We start from the raw sequence: 19,425 nt of genomic DNA on the forward strand, positions 1-19,425 counted from the left end.
GCAGGCGTTGGAAAGCTTATTTTCTAGGAGGGTTTACGTGAATAACCGCTGGAATCAATTTATTTATAAGTGTTGGGCTCCTTTTTATGATGCGTTTTTTAATAACGGGATGTTTTATCGAGCCAGAAAAAAAGTCTTTCAAGACGTCCACTTTTCATCTGAACAGCGCATTTTATTTGTAGGTGTTGGAACGGGTGCAGATTTAGCTTTTATTCCTCATGAAGTAAATGTAACAGCCATCGACTATTCCAGTGAAATGCTTCAAAAAGCAAAAGATAAATACAAAAATCCATCTATAACCTTCCACCAAATGGACGCTCAGCAGCTAACATTCGACTCTTTTTCGTTTGATGTAGTTGTAGCAAGCTTAATTCTTAGCGTAGTACCTGATGCGGAGCAAGCTTTAAAAGAAATGACAAGAGTAGTAAAGCCTAAGGGAACTATCCTGATTTTTGATAAATTTGAAACTAAAAAGAAATCAGCGGCTTTTCCTAAAAAAATATTCCGCCCTTTCGTAAAATTACTAGGAACGGATATTGGGCTCTCTTTTGAACATGTGTTTGAAGCAAGCCGAGATCAGCTTATCTTGAAGGAGAATTCAAGCGTCATGTTGAAAGGTATGTATCGGAAAATTATTTTGCAGAAAGTTGATGAATGACTTCAAAGACGAATGATGCCTGTTTAACATGATAGGTCTACATATTATTGTCTAGCTTTAATTGAAGAAAGGATGAACATTTTGATGATAAAATCAAAGGTCATAACAGTTGTTCTTGCAGCAAGCATGGTCTCCGGCTGCGGAAACGAAAGTAAAGAAAGTTCAGGCGGCAAACGTACAGAAGCAACACAACATAAAGAACATCAGCAGCACACATTAGGTGATAAGCGAGAAGAAACAAAAAATAGTGAAACTCTTCCCTCTTTTCTAAGTGACAAGCCCGAAGACATGCAGCTTATTTATGCAGCCGCTGCTAAGCATCAAACCTTACTAGAAAACATTCCTTGCTACTGCGGATGTGGAGAAGAAGCTAATCATCAAAACAACTACGACTGTTTTATCTTCGAAAACAAAGAAAACGGGGCAGTGACGTGGGATGATCACGGAACAAAATGCGGCGTCTGTTTAGAAATAGCGGCTCAAGCTGTAGTAGACTACAGCAAAGGCAAAAGCATCGAAGACATTCGCCAAGAAATCGATGATAAATATAAGGAAGGCTATGCCCCGCCTACTCCTACGCCCCAGGTATGATGCTTCAGTATAAAATAAAAATTAGTAAAAGACTTTGATTTCTTTATTCAAAGTCTTTTTTGTCATTTTACTATTGGTTGATAAAATCTCGGTTGACCTCACCTTTTTAAGTCCTTGTAAAACGCCATAATGTAAAAATAACACATTTGGACGTTTATTTACTGAATCCTCAGGGAATATGCTTTCTAACACCCAAATATAACCATGAGAGGAGAAAAAAACTATGAGTAATTCTGTAGAAACAAATCATTCAGCAAAAGTTGAAGGAGCAATTAATTCTATGAGCGAGGAGAAAAAAGAGGATATTCTCTCAAGCTTCGAAGGATTCAAAAGTTATCTAGGGGACAAGGTCTCAAAAGGCGAAAAGTTAGGGATGAATGAAGAACAGCTTGCTAAAACAGCTCAAAAAGTAGCTGATTACCTTGCCAAACATGAAGAGCCGCGCAATCGAGAGGAAAACCTGCTTCACGAACTGTGGAAGGTTGGAGACAAAGAACAGCAGCATCACCTTGCCCATATGCTTGTAAGATTAGTTCAATAAATAAAAAAGATGACACGGCAGCGTGTCATCTTTTTTATTTGCAGATATTAAACAGCTGGAATGATAATTTGCTGGCCAATTTGTAATTTTGCAGGATCTACGCCAGGATTTGCATCCTGCAGCTGCTGAACGGTCATGCTATATTTTTTCGCAATGCTATAAAACGTATCTCCTGCTTGTACAGTATACGTAGTGACAGGAAGAACAATTTGCTGATCAATTTGCAGTTTTGCAGGATCTACGCCAGGATTTGCATCCTGCAGCTGCTGAACGGTGATATTATACTTCTTTGCAATGCTATAAAATGTATCTCCAGATTGAATGGTATAGAATGTAACTCCATTAGAAGGTAAGTTTAAATACTTAGCAATTCCACGCGCGTGTGCTTCGCCCACTTCTCGAAGAAACGTCGCGTTTTTTAATTTTTCAGCATCGGCTGTCGTATCGATAAACAAGTTTTCTGATAAAACAGCTGGCATATTTGTTTCACGCAGTACAGCGTAATTAGCCGTTTTTAAGCCGCGATCTGCAATCGTCCCAAATTTGCGCATGGTTGGTAAAATCTCCGTGTGCAGCTCTTTTTGTAAAAGAGAAGATTGACTTCCCTCTTGTGATGGATACCGATACGTTTCAAATCCAGTACCTTCTCCAGCATTAATGTGCATAGAAACAAAAATATCCGCTCCCCATGCATTAGCCCGGTTCGCTCGATCTGATAATGAAACAAACACATCGGTTGAACGGGTTACTTGAACATCTACGGAATAGTTATGTTCTAAATACGCCCGCGCGTGTAGTACAAGCTGCAGCGTAATATCTTTTTCACGCAAATTATTTCCTAAAGCGCCTGAATCTGTACCGCCGTGTCCTGCATCTAGCCATACTTTTTTCATGTGAACCTTTCCTTTCAATCATAATATGAAAGAACTTGTGATTAACACCGGCTTTGCCTGATGTGTTATCTCTCATTCTATATATATATGTGATTGGACAAGAAGGGTTCGTCCCCTTAAAACATTCAAAAAAACTCACACAAGAAAGCAGGATTTCGCTAGGTATTCTCCGCTGTTTTAAAGCACAAAATAAAGACGGATAAATGAGCTAGCGTGAATCTCATTACACCGCTGTTGATTTCCGTGCAAGAATTCGCTTTCCGCAAGAGCCTTCCCCTTGCCCTCCAATCACCAGCTAGAAGCAACTGCATACATGAAACCTGCTTTTACCATAGACATAAAAAAATCCGAACGAATTGGATTTATCGTTCGGATCTCCCTTTAACTAACTTATGTCAACGCCTTTTAATAGAGATAAAAAGCAGGTTCGCCGTCTTATCTTCTGCTATTTCTCACTAAAAGCGATTTTTAAGCCAATAAGCGTAAAGATAGAGCCTTGCACGAGATTAAGCCGCTTAGACAGCGCCGGAGATTTTCGCAAAAACTCCCCTACTTTCCCTGCAAATAGACTAATTAACGTAAAAATAATCAGCGCTTGAACTAAAAATACGGCGCCGTAAACGAGCATTTGCTGTGTGGCGTGTCCGGTTGAATGATTAACAAACTGAGGTAAAAGAGCAAGGAAAAAAAGCGAAACTTTTGGATTTAGCAGATTCATAATCACTCCTTTTTTATATAGCACCTTGTACTCAAGCGCTTCTTTGTTTTCAACAGCGAGAGCGGAATCTTTTGCTGTAAACGTCTTATAAGCCAGATATAATAAATAAGCTGCTCCAGCGTATTTTACAATAGCAAACGCTAAAGCCGATTGATAGATAACAGCCGATAGACCCAATGTTGCTGCAGCTATATGACCAAGCAAGCCCGTACAAAGCCCTAATGAAGTCGAGATTCCTGCATATCTACCGTTTGATATGCTTTGTGCTAAAACAAATAAGTTATCAGGTCCAGGCATAACCGTAAGCAAAACGGCTACGCCTAAAAAAGAAGTGATTGATACGATATCCATAAGTCGTTCTCCCCCTGCATGATTTTTCCAACCATTATAACATTTTTTACTATCTAGTATTCAAAAAAATAAAATTCATCCACAAAAGAAGAGGCTGACACATAACTAAATCAATCTAATCTAAAAACAAACAAATTGGATACATAAGCTGGACTGCTTGTTACACCGCAGTTGATTTCCGTGCAAGGCTTCGCTTTCCGCGGGCGGCCAGTGAGCCTCCTCGTCGCTTGCGCTTCTGCGGGGTCTCACCTATTCCGCTTTTCCCGCAGGAGTCTTCGCCTTGCCCTCCAATTAACTGCTAGAACCAGCTATACACATAAAATCTTTATTCAACATAACAACAAAAAAACACGAACTACCAATCAAAAAATAATTAATAGTTCGCATTTGACTTCAACTGAAATACTTTTGTCCCAGCCTCATTTTCACTACTTATTTAATTTGTTTTTCTATGATCTGTTCTTTAGCTGAGGCAGTCTGTGCTTCCGCTGCTTTCATTTCATTATTAACGTCGATGGCTTCTTTTAAATACTCGGTTTTGTATCCGCTTTTAAGTGCCCAAGCATAAAAGAATAGTGAAACAATTGCAATAAGACCCATATCCCAGCCGTATTTAATAATATTGAGTCCCCCGAATTTTTCACTTCCTATCCAAGAGATTGTCATCATATATAATAAGTAGACAATCATCCAAACGCCGGCTCGGAAGTTTTGACCAAAGCCTTTCCATTTTGATTTTGCTTGGTAGTAAAAATAAATCGGTAACCCTATTAAAATAATAAATAATACCTGTCCAGTTAACGGCCATCTTGCCCAGTAAAGAGTAAGTGAAGCAAAGATGAAGCCAAGAGGCGCTATTACATTTAACCCTTTTATACGTAAAGGTCTATAAAGATCGGTCCCCGTTTTTCTTAACGTCATAGCTGTGATAGGACCAGTAAGATATGAAATTAACGTAGCTACAGAAATAATTTCGGCTAAAATTCCCCAGCCTCTAAATAAAAATAAAAAGATGAATGAGACAAATAGATTAAAAAACATGGCTTGACGAGGAACTCCATAAAGCGGATGAACTCGTCCCAGTATATTCGGCAAATATTTATTTTTTTCCATACCATAAATCATGCGTGACGTGGTAGCTGTATACGTGATACCTGTTCCTGATGGCGATACAAAAGCATCGGCATATAACACAATAACAAGCCAGTTAATATTTAACGCAATCGCTAGATCCGCAAACGGCGAATTAAAGTTAAGATGGCTCCATCCTTTTACGATTTCTGAAGGATTTACCGCTCCAATAAAAGCAATTTGAAGCAATACATAGATCACGGTTGCAATTAAAATTGAGCCTACTACTGCAATCGGAATAGAGCGACCTGGATTTTTTGCTTCTCCCGCCATATTAATAGGGCTTTGAAAACCGTTAAAAGCAAACACAATCCCAGACGTAGCAACAGCTGTCAAAACGCTTGCCCATCCATTTGGAGCAACGCCTCCTGCAGATGAAAAGTTTCCTCCGTGAAACCCTGCGAATAAAAGAGCACCAATTGTAAGCCCTGGAATTACAATCTTAAAAACAGTAATAAGTGAATTAGCTTTCGAAAATAAGCCTACGGTCCAGTAATTTAGAAGAAAATAAATGATTAATAGTCCTGTAGCAATAGCCAAGCCTTTTCCGGTAAGAATCCCGTTTTCTACTAAACTGCCTGTCCATTTCGCCCACTCCCACGGCCATGAACTCATATACTGAACAGAAGCAACGGCTTCAACAGGAATAACCGATACGATTGCAATCCAGTTTGCCCAAGCCGCAATAAAGCCAAGAAATGAGCCGTGCGAGTACTGCGTATACTTAACCATACCTCCTGCTTCTGGAAACATCGATCCTAGTTCACTGTAAGAAAGAGCTATAAATAAAATAACAACCATTCCAATAATCCAAGAAGCAATTGCTGCGGGGCCTGCAATTTGAGCAGCTCTCCATGCCCCAAACAGCCATCCTGATCCAATAATAGATCCAAGACCGACCATCATGAGAGAAAACGTTCCCATTTTTCTATGTAAGTTATTCATGTATCTAACACCTTTCTTCTATATTTTCTGAGAAGTGAGTTATTAAGCGCTTTCATTAAATTTAAAAAATAAAATCCATTTTGAACTTTAAAAATGCTGCTTAAAAATACTAACCAAAAGCTTTTCCATTCATTTACGCGCCCCCTTTCTTCATTTATTATTTGTTATTATATCATCATCAAGTTAAAAAGTACGCGTTTTGAATAAAAAATATTTTTATTTTTAGAATTTTTTGCGTTTTTGTAATTAAAAGTACGCGTTTTGAACACTAACATTCATAAGAGCTGCCTTTCCCTTAAAGTGATATACAAACGATCTTGTTGCAATAACCAGAAAAAAAGCAGGATAAAATGAGCGCTTCATTTTATCCTGCTTTTTTAAGTTATTTCACAATAGCTAATACCCTTTCTTTAAAGCTGTTATAAACATAAGACCAAAGAGCCGGTTCTTCTTTATATCTTCTTCGTAACGAAGAAAAGACTTCTTTTTGTTTTTCTTCAAACGAAGGATCTTCTTTTGAAGGAAGCGTGGCACGAAGCTCATCGACGATTTGCTGAACTTCGGGAGCACGGGGGCCCCACTTCCCAAGTAGCGTCCCTTCATTATTAAAAATTAAAATAATCGGAATGGCACGTCCTCCGTTTGTTAAGTGGCGGTCAATTAATTCGGTGTCCGCATCTCGCAGTGCAACGCGCACATCGATACCGGCAGCTTCAGCTACTTTACGAATGATTGGGTTAATCATCATCGCATCTCCGCACCAATCTTCAGTAATCGCTAAGAAATGAAGCTTGTGAGCCTTTAGTTTGTCAGCCAGTCCATCTTTAGGAAGCTGAAATTGTTCATAAACAGCTAAACTTTCCTCTTTTAATGTACTCATGTCGTTCATATATGTTTGAATTGATTTTCCTTCTTCAAAATACTGCTGTTCTGTTTTCATCAAAATCCCTCTTTCTTTTTTGTATACGAATAGATGAGATGTAAAAATTCGTTTTACTCTTTTCTATACGCACTACTAGTATAGCTTTTAAGCACAGTGAATCAAAATATAAAAGTCAGCGCGTTTTTTAGCCTGCGACAGGATTTACAAAACTTCAATTTAAAAACAGCACATTGAGATGTTATAAAAAAAGAGAATGGGGTACATGTACACTATCAATGTAACAAATTTTAAATCTTTGTGAATATTTGAGAATGTTTATTGTGTAACCGTCATCTTTTGATTATGATAATGATATGTTAGCTACTTGACTAAATATGGAGGATGAGGCAAATATGAATCAATCCCCGCATGAAAAGCGAAAAAAACGCAAACAGTTTGTAGAACGTTTAAGGCTAAAAGGAATCAAAATAGAGCTGACAAAACCGCGCTCTCACTTTTCTTCACTATCCTTACTAAAATCATAACTCGTAACCACCTTTTTCTAAAGCGGAACGGTATCGAATTTCAACTATCTATGCTAAGGCTTACATATCATTTCAAAAAGAACAGCTTCTAAGTGCTGTTCTTTTTTGATACTTTTTTATATTTCTGCCTCTGTTAAAAAAAATTATAAACCTTTTTCTTTATTTCCTCCTTTTTCTATCTAGGGCTTTCCACTCCCTTTCGTACAGTGTTCTCAAAATATATAGTTCTATAAATCCCTTAAATTACCACTATATTCAAGGTATATATAATATAAGTATATATTGTAAATTTATAACTCTTCATATATAATCTTGTAGAAAACGTAAAAAAAGGAGAAAATTGATGAAAAAACTGGGGGCAATACTATTATCATTTCTGCTGTTTGTTGGCTTATTTCCAACGTCTTCATTCGCAGCAGCGTCAACATTTGACGCAGATTTCAACAAGTATTTAAAATCGGTAAGCCAAACGCGAGGCTTTGAAGTAACCAAAGACGACGTTGAATATTCGCTTTCACTGTACGATGAAAGTCTTGAAAACTTCGATACAATCGCAGATTTAGAAGATTTTTTAGGTGAACCAATTGCAGCTGACTTACATAACGTGCAAGATGTGTATGCAGATTTTGACTTAGACAAAACAAGCTTAAATGCGCTATTAAAAGAGAACGGTCAAAGCTTAGACGACTATGTGTACCTAGATGATTTATACGAGGATGTTGGCTTCTATCTAGAGGGCGACGACTGGTATGAAGATGATGAGTCATATGACGAAGAAGACGCTTCTTACGATGATGAATTATTAAGCGAAGAAGATTTAAGCGGCTTACTATCGTTTATGCAGTCTGAATTAGGCTTAACTTCAGAAGAATTAAATCGAATTGAAGCACATTTTACATCGTTAGAAGATGAGCTTTCAAACGAAGCAACGCTTAACCGCTTAGATCAATTAGGCGAGCGCTTAGCCGCATTCGAAGATTTTGATACAGCAACAGAATTATCTGCTGATCAAATCGCTGAATTAATGTCTATTTATAAAGAAATGCTATCAATCTTCCATTTAGACGCTAAGTTTTCACTTGTACAAGGCGGAAATGAAAGACCGCTTTCTCTTACTGATTTAATCAACTTAGAAGAATTAAAAAATGCAAGTCTAAAAATTTCTCTTTATACAACAGACGGTAAATTTTTAGCAGACATGGTGATCACAGGCGATATGTTTAATTCTGATATCATCACAGACACAGGAAAAGAAGTGGAAAAATCTGCTGAAGCTGCAGCAAAACCAGCTCAAGCGCAAAAACCAGCAGTAGAAAAGAAACAAGAACCTGTAAAGAAACAAACGAATGGCGCTGTACAAAAAACCGTTAAAGGCGGAAAACTTCCGGAAACGGCTTCTAATTATGTAACAAATACATTAATTGGATTAGTGCTTGTAGCCGCTGGCTTTGTTCTTTTCCGCAAAGTGAGACGCGCATAAAATGGAACCAAGAAAAACAAGAAGAACAATCAATCGCAAAAAGCGGTTGATTGTTCTTTCCCTTTTAGCCGCCGTCATTTGCTTTGGTCTTTGGTTTACGACCACAAACGCCTATAAATTTGCAAGAGGCTATTTGGCATTTAAAACAATGGATACAGAAGAACCAGCCGCAGCTTCAGTTTCTAAAAGCAAGGATTCTTCAACAGCAGACTCTTCTGCTGAAGCTTCTTCTGTTGAAGCTAAAAAAACGGTACACTCTCGTACTGCTAGCCCGGAAAAAAAGCCGAAAGTGTCAAATGTGTCTTACCCGAAACAGCCGAAAATCGGTGATTTAATGGGAGAATTATATATCCCTAAATTAAACGCTAAGCTGCCGATTTATCACGGTACGAACGAAGATGAATTAGAAAAAGGCGTGGGTCATTTTGCAGGAAGTGTGCTGCCTGGTCAAAACGACAATTCTGTTCTATCAGGACATCGCGATACGGTTTTTCGTAAGCTTGGCGACGTGGGTGAAGGCGATTCGCTCGTGGTGAACACGGCAGCAGGCACCTTCACATACAAAGTGAACAAAGTACGAATCGTTGATGCGGATGACCGGACTGTTATTGTGCCGAAGCCTAGAGCCACTTTAACCGTCAGCACCTGTTATCCGTTTAATTACGTTGGTTCAGCACCTGAACGCTATATTTTAGTCGCTCACCTTGTGTCATCAACAACAAAATAAAAAAAGCTGTCCTTAAAAAGGCAGCTTTTTTTAATGAATAGATTTCATTAGTAAATCAAACCATATTTTCAGCGAAGTCGCCGTAATAACGATCGCTAAGATAACTTGCAGTGACGCTACCTTCGTCTTTTGCCCGACAAAAGCGCCGATTGGAGCTGCTAGTAAGCTTGCTCCAATAATCATAAGCGCCGGAAGCAAAAGGACTTGATGCGTCATTACTTTACCAAATGTTGTTCCCATAGACGAAATAAACGTCACGGCTAATGAGCTTGCAATCGTTACGCGCACAGGAATTTTTAACACGGTAATCATAATAGGAACAAGTAAAAATGCGCCCCCTGCTCCAACAATCCCCCCGCAAATTCCAACTAAAAACGCCAGAGCTGCTGCCAAAGGTTTTGAAAACGTCACTTCGAATGAATCGGCCGCTGGATTATTTTTTTTGGGCATAAACATTAATCCTGCAGCAATTGTTGCCATCACGCCGTAAATGAAATTGATCATTCCTTCTGAAAACGAGTTTGATAGCGTTGAACCAATGAGACTGCCAACTAAGACGCTGATACCCATATATAAAATTAACGGTTTATTCAAATAGCCGCCCTTTTTGTAAGCAAGAGCTCCTGAAACAGACGCAAACAGCGACTGCACGGCTCCTATACCAGCTACTTCGTGCGCGCTGAACATTCCCACTCCTACAAGAGGCGGAACAAATAGCAGCAGCGGATACAAAACAACTGATCCTCCAATTCCAAGCATACCTGCTAAAAATGACCCGAAAAACCCGAGTGCAAATACCGTTATTAATAGTTGTACATCCATGTTTTTACCACCTGCTTTTATCAATCCAATATCATGTTTGTTAGAAAGTATGTATACTTACAACGCCTTATCTCTTCTTCCATTGTATCACTGTATATGCTTCTTTTCTGTAAAAATATTGATAAAAGTGCTTTCAATTATTAATTTTTTTAATCATTAAAATCCTATCGACTTTATGCGTTATTTACTTTTAGCCTAAACTTCCTCGTTCTCCCTTCTGTTACTTGTGGTAGAATAAAGAAAAACTAGATGTTAGAACTGCCTACACGTTACGCTTATCTCAGCAGGCCCATCATCACAGGAGGCTTTCGTATGTTTGAATACAAAATTGATGACGAAGTTAGTTTGCATTTGATTGAATCAACTGACGCTTTCCCCTTGCTTTCTCTTATTAACGAGTCAAGACCTTACCTAAAAGAATGGCTCCCATGGGTAGATAGCATGCAAAGTATTGCTGACTATGATGAACTCATCCCTGAATGGAGAGCTCAATATTATAATAACCAAGGATTCCAGGCCATCATTCGGTACTACGGAGAAATCGCCGGGATGATTGGTTTTCACGGAATTAATTGGGGAAACAAAAGTACAAGTCTCGGCTATTGGATTGGACATGATTTTCAAGGAAAAGGTATTATGACAAGAGCCGTACACGGATGCCTGAACTATGCATTTAATACGCTAAACCTTCATCGAGTCGAAATACGCTGCGGCGTTAATAACGAAAAAAGTAAAGCCATCCCTGCGCGCCTAGGTTTTACAGAAGAAGGCATTTGCAGAGAAGGTGAATACCTATATGATCACTACCATGACCTTGTGATTTATGGCATGTTAAAACACGAGTGGAAGCAAGCTCCTTATGCTCCTTGGCTTCTTTCTTAAAAGGCAGGATCATTTGGACAAGCTATCGTTTAAATAGGGTATAGTAAAAAGATTAAAAGAAGCTGGGACAACAATATGTGAGTTGAAGAGAAATCCGAACGAGGTTGATTCTTAATGAAGAATCAACCTCGTTCGGATTTTTTATTGTGATGGTGAACATAGGTTTCATTCTACCAGCTGTTGATTGGAGGGCGAGACGAAGACTCCTGCGGGAAAAGCGGAATAGATGAGACCCCGCAGGAGAGAAGCGACGAGGAGGCTCATCGGCCGCCCGCGGAAAGCGAAGTCTTGTACGGAAATCAACAGCGGTGTAACAAGCGGTTCAGCTCATGTATCCAATTTGTTCGCCTTTTGATTGGAGCGATTTCGTTATGTTTCAACCTATTTTTCAATTGAAATACTGAAGCTGTTCGCGGCGAAGCTTAGCTTTTTGTTTGTCCGAAATTGAGTAGTCGTAGTTATAAATAGCTCCTTCCCAATCTCCATACATTGGATTTGGAAATACGATTAGCTTTTGGCCAAACGCTTCTTTTTGCTCCTCTACAAGCTTATTTCGATCAGTAATGGACTTTTTATCAAAGCCGCTAAAATCAGATAAGTTATCACCAAACAGCAGAACTACATTATGATTTGTCGCTACTTTTTGACGACGCGTTTCTTTTCCTTCATCTTTTGGACCCGTTAATAGCACATGGTCTTTGGTTGCTTGAGGAATATGTAAATTCTTTAAGTTTTTAATTGTTGCCTCAAGCTGAGAAGTTGTACGGCCCGAAATATAGTAAATATCTACGCCTTTTTGATCCGCATACGTCAAGAAATCAACAGCACCTGGTACTGCTTTCGCTTTTGCTGCTTGCACCCACTCATCCCACTTATAAGGAAATCCTTTGCCGGTTTTGATTGCTGATGCTTGAAATGGACTATTATCAAGCACAGTCTCATCTAAATCCAAAATAATGGCAGGCTTTTTATCGGTACTTTTTGCAAGCGCCTCATCTAAACGCAGCTTGCCCGTATTGTAACCTTGGTAATACAAAGCTTTCATTTCGCCGGATGTTTGATACCAAGCGTCCGCCATGATTTGCTGATCAGCTAGGTGTTGAGTGGGTTCTTTTTTCTCAGCAGACGCTTCTTTTTCCTGTTGAGGGGCACATGCCGTCAGTGAAAAAGCAAGTACAGCCACCCCTGTCAACGCTGATAATTTCTTATTCATTTCGCATCCACATCCATCTCTACATATTTTCATTCTAATAATGTTATATATTACCTTAAATACACAAAAAATCAATATAAAGACGAATAATATTTTAAATGTAAAGTTAAATAGTTCGTTTTAACTAATGTTTTCTCCCTTTTTTTAACCATTATCCAAATATTTGTTTATACATTTTCCAAAATCCGTTTTTTTCATTCTTTCTTTTTAATCTTTTTTTAGAAACATATCGATTTATCATTAATTTGCTCCAAAACAACTTAATAAATCTGAATTATCTAACTTTTTATCTTGTGTTAGATTCTCTCACAAAAGTGCTTTTTTTTGAAAAGATATATAGTAAAATAGATTTTGTGAATTAAAAGACGGTGTTTTCTATCGAAAGTATTGTATAAATATACAAAAGGGGATGGAGATATGAATCACGTAAAACAATGGGGATGGATTACCTTTGGCTGCTTATGCGTTGCCATCGGAATTCAATTTTTAACCGCTTCTAACCTCGTTATTGGCGGAACGGCAGGACTTGGCATCGTGCTGCAGCATTTAACCGGTATTTCATTTGGGGTATTGTTCTTTATTATCAATCTACCGTTTTATTTTATGGCTCTTACACAAATTGGACTGCAATTTACGATAAAAAGCTTCATCAGCGTTAGCCTGATGTCAGTGATGTCCGATTTATTAGCTGCCAACTTTTCATTTGCGCTTCCGCATCCGCTTGTAGCCGCGGTTTTGGGCGGCATTATTGTCGGCATTGGACTAATCTTTTTGTTTCGCCACGGCTCTTCTCTTGGCGGCATCAACATGCTATGCGTGTTTCTTGATAAACGATTTGGCATTAATCCAGGTAAAACAATGCTTTTGACAGATGTGTTGATTGTAGGCTCTGCAACGGTGGTATTCGGCGTAGTTCAAGTTCTTTATTCGTTAATCGGTATCTTCATCATGACAGGACTGCTTGGACGCTATCACAAACGCTCGCCAATCGAACGAACTGGTGAACATATGGAAGAAGAAACGAAACAACAAACGGCTTCAACCATGTAAAAAAACCGTGCGGGAATGATCCCGCACGGTTTTTACGCTTATTCTGCTACTTTTACAAGTTGTTTTCCTAAGTTTGCTCCTTCAAATAAACCAAGGAACGCTTCAGGTACATTTTCAAAACCTTCTACAACGTTTTCGCTGTACTTGATTTTCCCTTGCTGCACCCATTCGCCTAACTGCTTAATGCCTTCAGGGAATTTGTCTGCATAGTCGGCTACGATAAAGCCTTTCATTAACGCACTGTTAATTAATAAAGGTGTTTGAACACGTGGCCCAACGTCTTGTTTTTCTAAGTTATACAGTGAAATTTGGCCGCAAAGCGGAATGCGCGCAAATTTATTTAATAAGCTAACAACTGCATCTGAAATCTCTCCACCGACGTTTTCAAAGTAAACATCAACGCCATTAGGACACGCTTCTTTCAATGCTTCTTTTACATTTCCTTTTTTATAATTAATCACTTCATCAAATCCGAGCTCATCTTTTAAATAAGCAATTTTATCTTCAGAACCTGCGATGCCGACAACACGTGCGCCTTTAATTTTAGCGATTTGACCAACAACAGATCCAACAGCACCTGCTGCACCGGAAACGACTACTGTTTCGCCTTCTTTTGGCTGACCAATTTCAAGCAGTCCAAAGTAAGCTGTGAGACCAGGCATACCAAGAACCCCGATAGCCGTTGTAATTGGCGCTAGCTCTGGATCAACTTTCTGTAAGTTTTTTGCTTCTGCAGCTGAATAGCGTTTCCAAGGAAGCATACCCGTCACGATATCGCCTTCTTTAAAGCGATCTGATTTTGATTCCGTTACGCGTGCTACAATGCCGCCTGCAAGCGGTGCGTTTAGCTCAAATGGAGGAACATATGATTTTGTATCGTTCATGCGTCCTCTCATATACGGATCAACAGAAAGATACAGTGTTTGAACAAGTACCTCGCCTTCTTTTGCTGTAGGCATTTCAATTTTTTCGTATTTAAATGTATCTTTTGTTGGCATTCCTTTTGGGCGTTCTGCTAATAAAATTTGTTCATTCATCGATATCGCTCCTTTTTATTTCTCTGTTTTTTGTAAAATGTGCTAAACTTACCTTTGTTATTTTAAATTATATATTGTGCACAACGCAAAAAATATGATTGTGCAATAACACCGAAGGAGAAAAAGACATGGAGCTAATTCGCTGTAAAGAAAATGTTGTTAAAAAACTAAACGAGTTTGTTGAAGTAACTCCCCCCGTTATTTTGTTTAAAAAAGGCAATATGTATCCGATTAAAATGGATATCAACTATAATTGGATTGCCACGGATGAACAAGGTCATGAGCATATTGTTGCTTCAAACACAAAGAATGTGCAGGACGACTACTGGTTTAGCTACCATTTTGACTTATATTAAGGAGTTTCCCGGATTTACTCTTCCTAAACGTTATATAAATAAAGTGTTGCATCAGCAAAAACAGCGCGCGAATTCCCGCGCTGTTTTTATGTAATAAATAGAGCAACTTAAGCATGTGTTTGAAGCTTTGCTCATGTTCCATTTTCTGCATCGATATCTACTTAAGATTATGTTACAATCACGGTAAAGTAATTTATGATTGATAGAATAAAAGCTAGAGCTTGAAAAATTCGAGGTGGATTATGCAAGGTAAAGTTGTATATAAAGAAGGATTTTCAGTGATAGGCATAGCAAAAAACGGAGAGTATCAAAAAGAGAATCTTTTGAAGCAAATACTTAAAGAAAAAGAAATGATTAGCTCTTCAAAAGAACCTCATATGATTACAGGCATTTGCATGGCTCCGAAAAAAGAAAATTATTTTTATATTGCAGGGACAGAAGTGGCTGATACGGCTTGTATTCCAAATGGTATGAGCGTTCATACGTTTCCTTCGTTTACATACCTGCAGTTTAAACACAGAGGTCCCATTACATCGCTCGGGTCGACGTACAACAGCATCTGGAATGAATGGCTGCCGAACTCTCCTTACAGCATGATTGAAGGTCCTGCTCTTGAAATTGTAAATACAGCTATACACAGCAATTTATATAGTGATACATATGAAATGGATATTTATATTCCCATAAAGCTGGGACAATAAAAAAGGTGAACGTAAGTTCACCTTTTTCCTATTTTTGCAGCTGTTTATATAAATGGTAAAGAGTAAAAACGCACTCTGGATGACGCTCTTTATGGTTAAAAAAGCCGTGGGGAAACATGAGTGAAAGATTCCCTTTTTCAATTCCGGTCACATACTTGTTTTCCATAAGCGGATATTCTTTCACAACCCAGCGCGCTTCGTCAATAGTAGACGTAACCACCTCACCAAAGTATACGCCCATACACTCTTCGAATTCTTCTTTTGTCATCGAAAAATAGTCAAAACAATTGCTGTCTTCTAGATCATAGTAAAGAAGCTCTAATATTTTCAAACTTTCATCTGTAAAATCAACGGTGAATTCATCTACCGCTTTGCTTATTTCATGAATGTGATTCATGCACTGTTCGCGCACTTGATGATAGTAATAGCTAGCTTCAAACTGATGTTCACACGTCACTAACGATTCTCCGTATGATGCTGTTAAATCATGATGCTTGCTCATGCTGACACCTCCACGCTAAGCTTATGGAGCAAGTATAACATTAACCAAGCTACTAGTGAGCATCTTCCATCAACAACCTATCCGTGGCAATATTAGGTTCACTTTTTGCTCATTATTCTGCCGTACACAAATCCTCCGCTGACAAGAAGAATACCGCTAATTAATACGCTGCTTAAAAAGGTTTGCGAATGCATCAAGTGATTATACATCATCCACACGCTCATTTCGTCATCTCCTTTTGGCTTTTTTAACTAGTATCCCCGATTTTCTTGGCGCACATGCCGGCATTTTCACTGTTTTTTCATCAAGTTTCTATATAGTTAAAGCCGTGAAGCCAACTATCTTTTTTCATCGTTTTACTCCTTAAAAAGCCTGCTTATGACTCTGAAGCAGGCTTTTTTTATATGGTGAAACAAGTAATTAAGCCGTCTATCCCCACTAATTGTGCATAGTAAGGTATAATTAAAGATAGTTTCACTTTTCTAAAGTGAGAAATACATAGGAGACATCAAAGGAGACATGCAAATGACAGAACTCGAAAAAGCGAAAATTCAGCACCGAAAGCTGTCCAAGGGACAGGTATTTGGAAGGGCCATCGCTATTGCGATCGGTGCCCTGCTCATGGCCACAGGACTTGAGATTTTCCTTGTTCCAAACCACGTTGTCGACGGAGGAATTACCGGTATTTCCATCATGCTTTCGCATATTACTGGGGTAAATCTAGGAATCTTTCTTTTTGTACTAAATCTTCCGTTTGTATTTATCGGGTACAAGCAAATGGGGAAAACATTTGCCATTTCCACTATTTTTGGCATACTGGTTGTATCCATCTTAACTTCTATGTTTCATAAAGTCCCCGCGTTTACCGCAGACGTTCTTCTTGCTACCGTTTTTGGAGGGATTATTCTTGGAATTGGAATTGGACTCGTAATTCGCTACGGCGGAGCGCTTGACGGCACGGAGATACTTGCCATTTTAATCAGTAAAAAAATTCCGTTTTCTGTAGGAGAAATTGTGATGTTTTTCAACTTCTTCATTTTAGGAGCAGCGGGATTTGTGTTCACTTGGGACCGCGCCATGTATTCCATCCTTGCGTACATCATTGCAGCTAAAGCCATTGATACGGTTGTAGAAGGATTGGAAGAATCAAAATCAGCTTGGATTATTAGTGATCATTCTGATGACATCGGCGATGCGATTAATGCGCGTCTAGGTCGAGGCGTTACCTATTTGCACGGTGAAGGTGCTTATACGGGCGATGATAAAAAAGTGATTTTCTGCATCATTACGCGCCTTGAAGAATCAAAGCTAAAAACCATTGTTGAAGATTTTGACCCTACTGCCTTTTTAGCCGTTGCAGATATTACCGAAGTCCGCGGAGGACGCTTTAAAAAACGAAACATTCACTAAAAAAACGCGCAGAAAGCACCATGCTTTCTGCGCGTTTTTTATATAAGAGATACTTTTTGAACCCGCTTAAACCATTCATAACAAAGAAGCACAATTAAACATAAGTCGATTAAATCGCCTCCGTAATACATCAGCATAGCCCCTTGCTGCGCCCCTTCCGCCGAGACGTGCATAGGCGGGTGAGCATACACATATTTTGATAAAATACCGTGAGCGGCAAGAGCAAGAACCAATACGGACGCTCGGTGCGTAAAAGTTTTTTGATGCGGCGAAGGATCGATTGAAATCATCGATACGGTGAATAAATAGCCGGCTAAAAACACGTGAATATGTACAGCGACATGTACGAAAAAAGAGTGATGCATCATGCCATACAGACTTGTTGTATAAAGAATCCAAAGTCCTCCTACGTTAAGAACAGAAGCTGTCACTGGACTGCTGATGAACCGAACAAACCGTCCTTTTAAAAGTTTTGACACTTTTCTGGCTGCATGAACCGGAAGCGTGCGAAGCAGCAGCGTAAGAGGTGCTCCTAACGCCATTAAAAGCGGAGCTAGCATACCTAAAAGCAAATGCCCCGTCATATGCGCAGTAAAGTCCATATGAGCACGGGCTGCGAGCGGTCCGGCTACAGAAAATATGGCGCATAAAATACCAAGTGTCCAGCTGGACGTCCTATATAATGACCATTTTCTATACGTTGCATTCGAAGAAGCTACAGCCCACATGTATAAAAAAAAGGCAGCGACAAAAGGCAGGGCTAATAAAAGCTGAGATAATACTTCATATTTAATCATGATGTGCACCTTGTTTACGTGTAAACCATGTTAACATGATGCCAATAAGCAGCATCAAACATGCAAGTAAATTCCATGTAATGTCGTAAGGTGCGATCTTCACTCCGTACCGGATTTGATGAAGTCCCATAAGCTTGTGCTGCACGGTCCCGTCATAAAGCTGAAACGCCCCGGCTCCAAGCAATACTCCTCCTAGCCACCTTTTCACCCACCAGCCGCCTCGGCGCCTTAGATCTGCCACCATAAAAAGTGATGCAATTGTAGCGAACCAGCTGAACGCATGAAACAAACCGTCCGACACTAAACCAGCGGCCGTTGTGGATTTATCATAAAAATGATGCCAATGAAGCAGCTGATGAAACACTGCTTCATCAATAAAAGCAACTAACCCTACGCCAAACAAAAAGCCTGACCAGCTATTTCGAGTGCGATGAACCACGCGCTGATTTGCAGTTGCTTCGTGTTTCTTTTCCATATATATACCTCCCTGGCAGCTCTTTAAGTTTATATCGATTCTAATGAACGTATACCCTATTAAAGAGAAATGAATCTATAATATGGAAAAATAGGAGCTATATCCTAATATCGTTTTCACTATCTTTTCACCATAAAGGTATAGGATAGTACTTGCGAAGCCAATTAGCATATTTTTTTCATAGTTTTACTCCCTTTCTAAAGACCTGTTTCCCCAAAACAGGTCTTTTTTATATCCCGTTTCTCTTTTCACCATTTTTTCACCATAAAGGTATAGGATAGTACTTGCGAAGCCAATTAGCATATTTTTTCATAGTTTTACTCCTTTTGAAGATCTGCTTCCCCAGAGCAGGTCTTTTTTTATATCCCGTTTCTCTTTTCATCATTTTTTCACCATAAAGGTATAGGATAGTATTTGCGAAGCCAATTAGCATATTTTTTTCATAGTTTTACTCCTTTTGAAGATCTGCTTCCCCAGAGCAGGTCTTTTTTTATATTCCGTTTCTCTTTTCATCATTTTTTCACCATAAAGGTATAGGATAGTACTTGCGAAGCCAATTAGCATATTTTTTTCATAGTTTTACTCCTTTGTGAAGACCTGCTTCCCCAGAGCAGGTCTTTTTTTGTTTGATGTTTCTTTTCACTGTTTTTTCACTATTGGGCGGTAAGATAGTATGTGTAAAGCCAATTAGCATATTTTTTATAGTTTTACTCCCTTTCTAGTGACCTGTTTCCCAAA

22 protein-coding genes are annotated in these 19,425 nt (G+C 39.0%); 11 read left to right on the top strand and 11 right to left on the bottom strand.

All coding sequences use genetic code 11. The features are described 5' to 3' along the window. The first annotated feature begins 37 nt into the window (after positions 1–37). The 3 genes from ACFX4E_RS12680 to ACFX4E_RS12690 all read left to right on the top strand — a co-directional run bounded on the left by ACFX4E_RS12680 (position 38) and on the right by ACFX4E_RS12690 (position 1,790). On the top strand, positions 38–658 hold the full coding sequence (locus tag ACFX4E_RS12680; RefSeq protein ID WP_013083903.1) for a class I SAM-dependent methyltransferase: 621 nt from the start codon (positions 38–40) through the stop codon (positions 656–658). 84 nt (positions 659–742) lie between these two features. Beyond that, complete coding sequence (locus ACFX4E_RS12685) at positions 743–1,249, top strand: PCYCGC motif-containing (lipo)protein (protein ID WP_098248084.1); 507 nt, start codon at positions 743–745, stop codon at positions 1,247–1,249. A gap of 223 nt (positions 1,250–1,472) precedes the next feature. After that, positions 1,473–1,790, top strand: a complete 318-nt coding sequence (locus ACFX4E_RS12690) for a DUF3243 domain-containing protein (protein ID WP_013083905.1) — start codon at positions 1,473–1,475, stop codon at positions 1,788–1,790. Between the two features lie 47 nt (positions 1,791–1,837). Here ACFX4E_RS12690 and ACFX4E_RS12695 read toward each other — a convergent pair whose 3' ends face one another. The 4 genes from ACFX4E_RS12695 to ACFX4E_RS12710 all read right to left on the bottom strand — a co-directional run bounded on the left by ACFX4E_RS12695 (position 1,838) and on the right by ACFX4E_RS12710 (position 6,768). Then, on the bottom strand, positions 1,838–2,683 hold the full coding sequence (locus tag ACFX4E_RS12695) for an N-acetylmuramoyl-L-alanine amidase family protein (RefSeq protein WP_377238346.1): 846 nt from the start codon (positions 2,681–2,683) through the stop codon (positions 1,838–1,840). 445 nt (positions 2,684–3,128) lie between these two features. After that, positions 3,129–3,752, bottom strand: coding sequence for a LysE family translocator (locus ACFX4E_RS12700; RefSeq protein ID WP_377238347.1), 624 nt, complete (start codon positions 3,750–3,752; stop codon positions 3,129–3,131). Positions 3,753–4,184: 432 nt separating this feature from the next. Then, a complete protein-coding gene (locus tag ACFX4E_RS12705; RefSeq protein WP_377259013.1) occupies positions 4,185–5,828 on the bottom strand; it encodes a glutamate/serine transporter AimA in 1,644 nt (547 codons plus the stop codon). A 382-nt stretch (positions 5,829–6,210) separates the two neighbouring features. Continuing rightward, positions 6,211–6,768: a thioredoxin family protein gene (locus ACFX4E_RS12710; protein ID WP_377238349.1), complete on the bottom strand. Its 558-nt coding sequence runs from the start codon at positions 6,766–6,768 to the stop codon at positions 6,211–6,213. A gap of 335 nt (positions 6,769–7,103) precedes the next feature. Here ACFX4E_RS12710 and ACFX4E_RS12715 point away from each other — a divergent pair, with 335 nt between their 5' ends. From ACFX4E_RS12715 to ACFX4E_RS12725, 3 genes are all read left to right on the top strand, one after another. Then, positions 7,104–7,235: a hypothetical protein gene (locus tag ACFX4E_RS12715; RefSeq protein WP_013057845.1), complete on the top strand. Its 132-nt coding sequence runs from the start codon at positions 7,104–7,106 to the stop codon at positions 7,233–7,235. A gap of 343 nt (positions 7,236–7,578) precedes the next feature. Further along, positions 7,579–8,715 carry a processed acidic surface protein gene (locus ACFX4E_RS12720; RefSeq protein WP_098579644.1) on the top strand — a complete coding sequence of 379 codons (1,137 nt, stop codon included), beginning with the start codon at positions 7,579–7,581 and terminating at the stop codon, positions 8,713–8,715. Between the two features lies 1 nt (position 8,716). After that, positions 8,717–9,442 carry a class D sortase gene (locus ACFX4E_RS12725; RefSeq protein ID WP_028409236.1) on the top strand — a complete coding sequence of 242 codons (726 nt, stop codon included), beginning with the start codon at positions 8,717–8,719 and terminating at the stop codon, positions 9,440–9,442. Positions 9,443–9,472: 30 nt separating this feature from the next. Here ACFX4E_RS12725 and ACFX4E_RS12730 read toward each other — a convergent pair whose 3' ends face one another. Then, the gene (locus tag ACFX4E_RS12730; protein ID WP_013057848.1) at positions 9,473–10,264 is read right to left on the bottom strand and encodes a sulfite exporter TauE/SafE family protein; all 792 of its coding nucleotides are present in this window, start codon (positions 10,262–10,264) and stop codon (positions 9,473–9,475) included. A gap of 312 nt (positions 10,265–10,576) precedes the next feature. On the opposite strand from ACFX4E_RS12730, the gene ACFX4E_RS12735 reads away from it, so the two are divergent. Then, positions 10,577–11,146 carry a GNAT family N-acetyltransferase gene (locus ACFX4E_RS12735; RefSeq protein WP_025751097.1) on the top strand — a complete coding sequence of 190 codons (570 nt, stop codon included), beginning with the start codon at positions 10,577–10,579 and terminating at the stop codon, positions 11,144–11,146. A gap of 388 nt (positions 11,147–11,534) precedes the next feature. Here the strand turns inward: ACFX4E_RS12735 and ACFX4E_RS12740 are convergent, their stop codons facing one another. Beyond that, positions 11,535–12,359, bottom strand: coding sequence for a 5'-nucleotidase, lipoprotein e(P4) family (locus tag ACFX4E_RS12740; RefSeq protein WP_377238352.1), 825 nt, complete (start codon positions 12,357–12,359; stop codon positions 11,535–11,537). A 417-nt stretch (positions 12,360–12,776) separates the two neighbouring features. On the opposite strand from ACFX4E_RS12740, the gene ACFX4E_RS12745 reads away from it, so the two are divergent. Then, a complete protein-coding gene (locus ACFX4E_RS12745; RefSeq protein WP_377579744.1) occupies positions 12,777–13,409 on the top strand; it encodes a YitT family protein in 633 nt (210 codons plus the stop codon). Between the two features lie 38 nt (positions 13,410–13,447). Here ACFX4E_RS12745 and ACFX4E_RS12750 read toward each other — a convergent pair whose 3' ends face one another. Continuing rightward, positions 13,448–14,446 carry an NADP-dependent oxidoreductase gene (locus ACFX4E_RS12750; protein ID WP_028409240.1) on the bottom strand — a complete coding sequence of 333 codons (999 nt, stop codon included), beginning with the start codon at positions 14,444–14,446 and terminating at the stop codon, positions 13,448–13,450. Positions 14,447–14,574: 128 nt separating this feature from the next. Here ACFX4E_RS12750 and ACFX4E_RS12755 point away from each other — a divergent pair, with 128 nt between their 5' ends. Then, complete coding sequence (locus tag ACFX4E_RS12755) at positions 14,575–14,802, top strand: hypothetical protein (RefSeq protein ID WP_013057853.1); 228 nt, start codon at positions 14,575–14,577, stop codon at positions 14,800–14,802. Between the two features lie 242 nt (positions 14,803–15,044). After that, positions 15,045–15,503 (top strand): GyrI-like domain-containing protein, encoded by a 459-nt coding sequence (locus ACFX4E_RS12760; RefSeq protein ID WP_028409241.1) that lies wholly within the window; start codon positions 15,045–15,047, stop codon positions 15,501–15,503. Between the two features lie 28 nt (positions 15,504–15,531). Here the strand turns inward: ACFX4E_RS12760 and ACFX4E_RS12765 are convergent, their stop codons facing one another. Then, positions 15,532–16,005 carry a hypothetical protein gene (locus tag ACFX4E_RS12765; protein ID WP_013057856.1) on the bottom strand — a complete coding sequence of 158 codons (474 nt, stop codon included), beginning with the start codon at positions 16,003–16,005 and terminating at the stop codon, positions 15,532–15,534. A 98-nt stretch (positions 16,006–16,103) separates the two neighbouring features. Further along, positions 16,104–16,229: a hypothetical protein gene (locus ACFX4E_RS12770; RefSeq protein ID WP_013057857.1), complete on the bottom strand. Its 126-nt coding sequence runs from the start codon at positions 16,227–16,229 to the stop codon at positions 16,104–16,106. 301 nt (positions 16,230–16,530) lie between these two features. Here ACFX4E_RS12770 and ACFX4E_RS12775 point away from each other — a divergent pair, with 301 nt between their 5' ends. After that, a complete protein-coding gene (locus ACFX4E_RS12775; protein ID WP_098248075.1) occupies positions 16,531–17,415 on the top strand; it encodes a YitT family protein in 885 nt (294 codons plus the stop codon). A 38-nt stretch (positions 17,416–17,453) separates the two neighbouring features. On the opposite strand, the gene ACFX4E_RS12780 is transcribed toward ACFX4E_RS12775, so the two are convergent. Both ACFX4E_RS12780 and ACFX4E_RS12785 read right to left on the bottom strand, forming a co-directional pair. After that, a complete protein-coding gene (locus ACFX4E_RS12780; RefSeq protein WP_028409243.1) occupies positions 17,454–18,212 on the bottom strand; it encodes a cytochrome c oxidase assembly protein in 759 nt (252 codons plus the stop codon). After that, positions 18,205–18,687 carry a DUF2243 domain-containing protein gene (locus tag ACFX4E_RS12785; RefSeq protein WP_377238354.1) on the bottom strand — a complete coding sequence of 161 codons (483 nt, stop codon included), beginning with the start codon at positions 18,685–18,687 and terminating at the stop codon, positions 18,205–18,207. The genes ACFX4E_RS12780 and ACFX4E_RS12785 overlap by 8 nt, the downstream gene beginning before the upstream one ends. Positions 18,688–19,425 lie beyond the last annotated feature (738 nt).

This window comes from Priestia sp. YIM B13491 (assembly GCF_042787605.1).
GTDB classification, from domain to species: domain Bacteria; phylum Bacillota; class Bacilli; order Bacillales; family Bacillaceae_H; genus Priestia; species Priestia megaterium_E.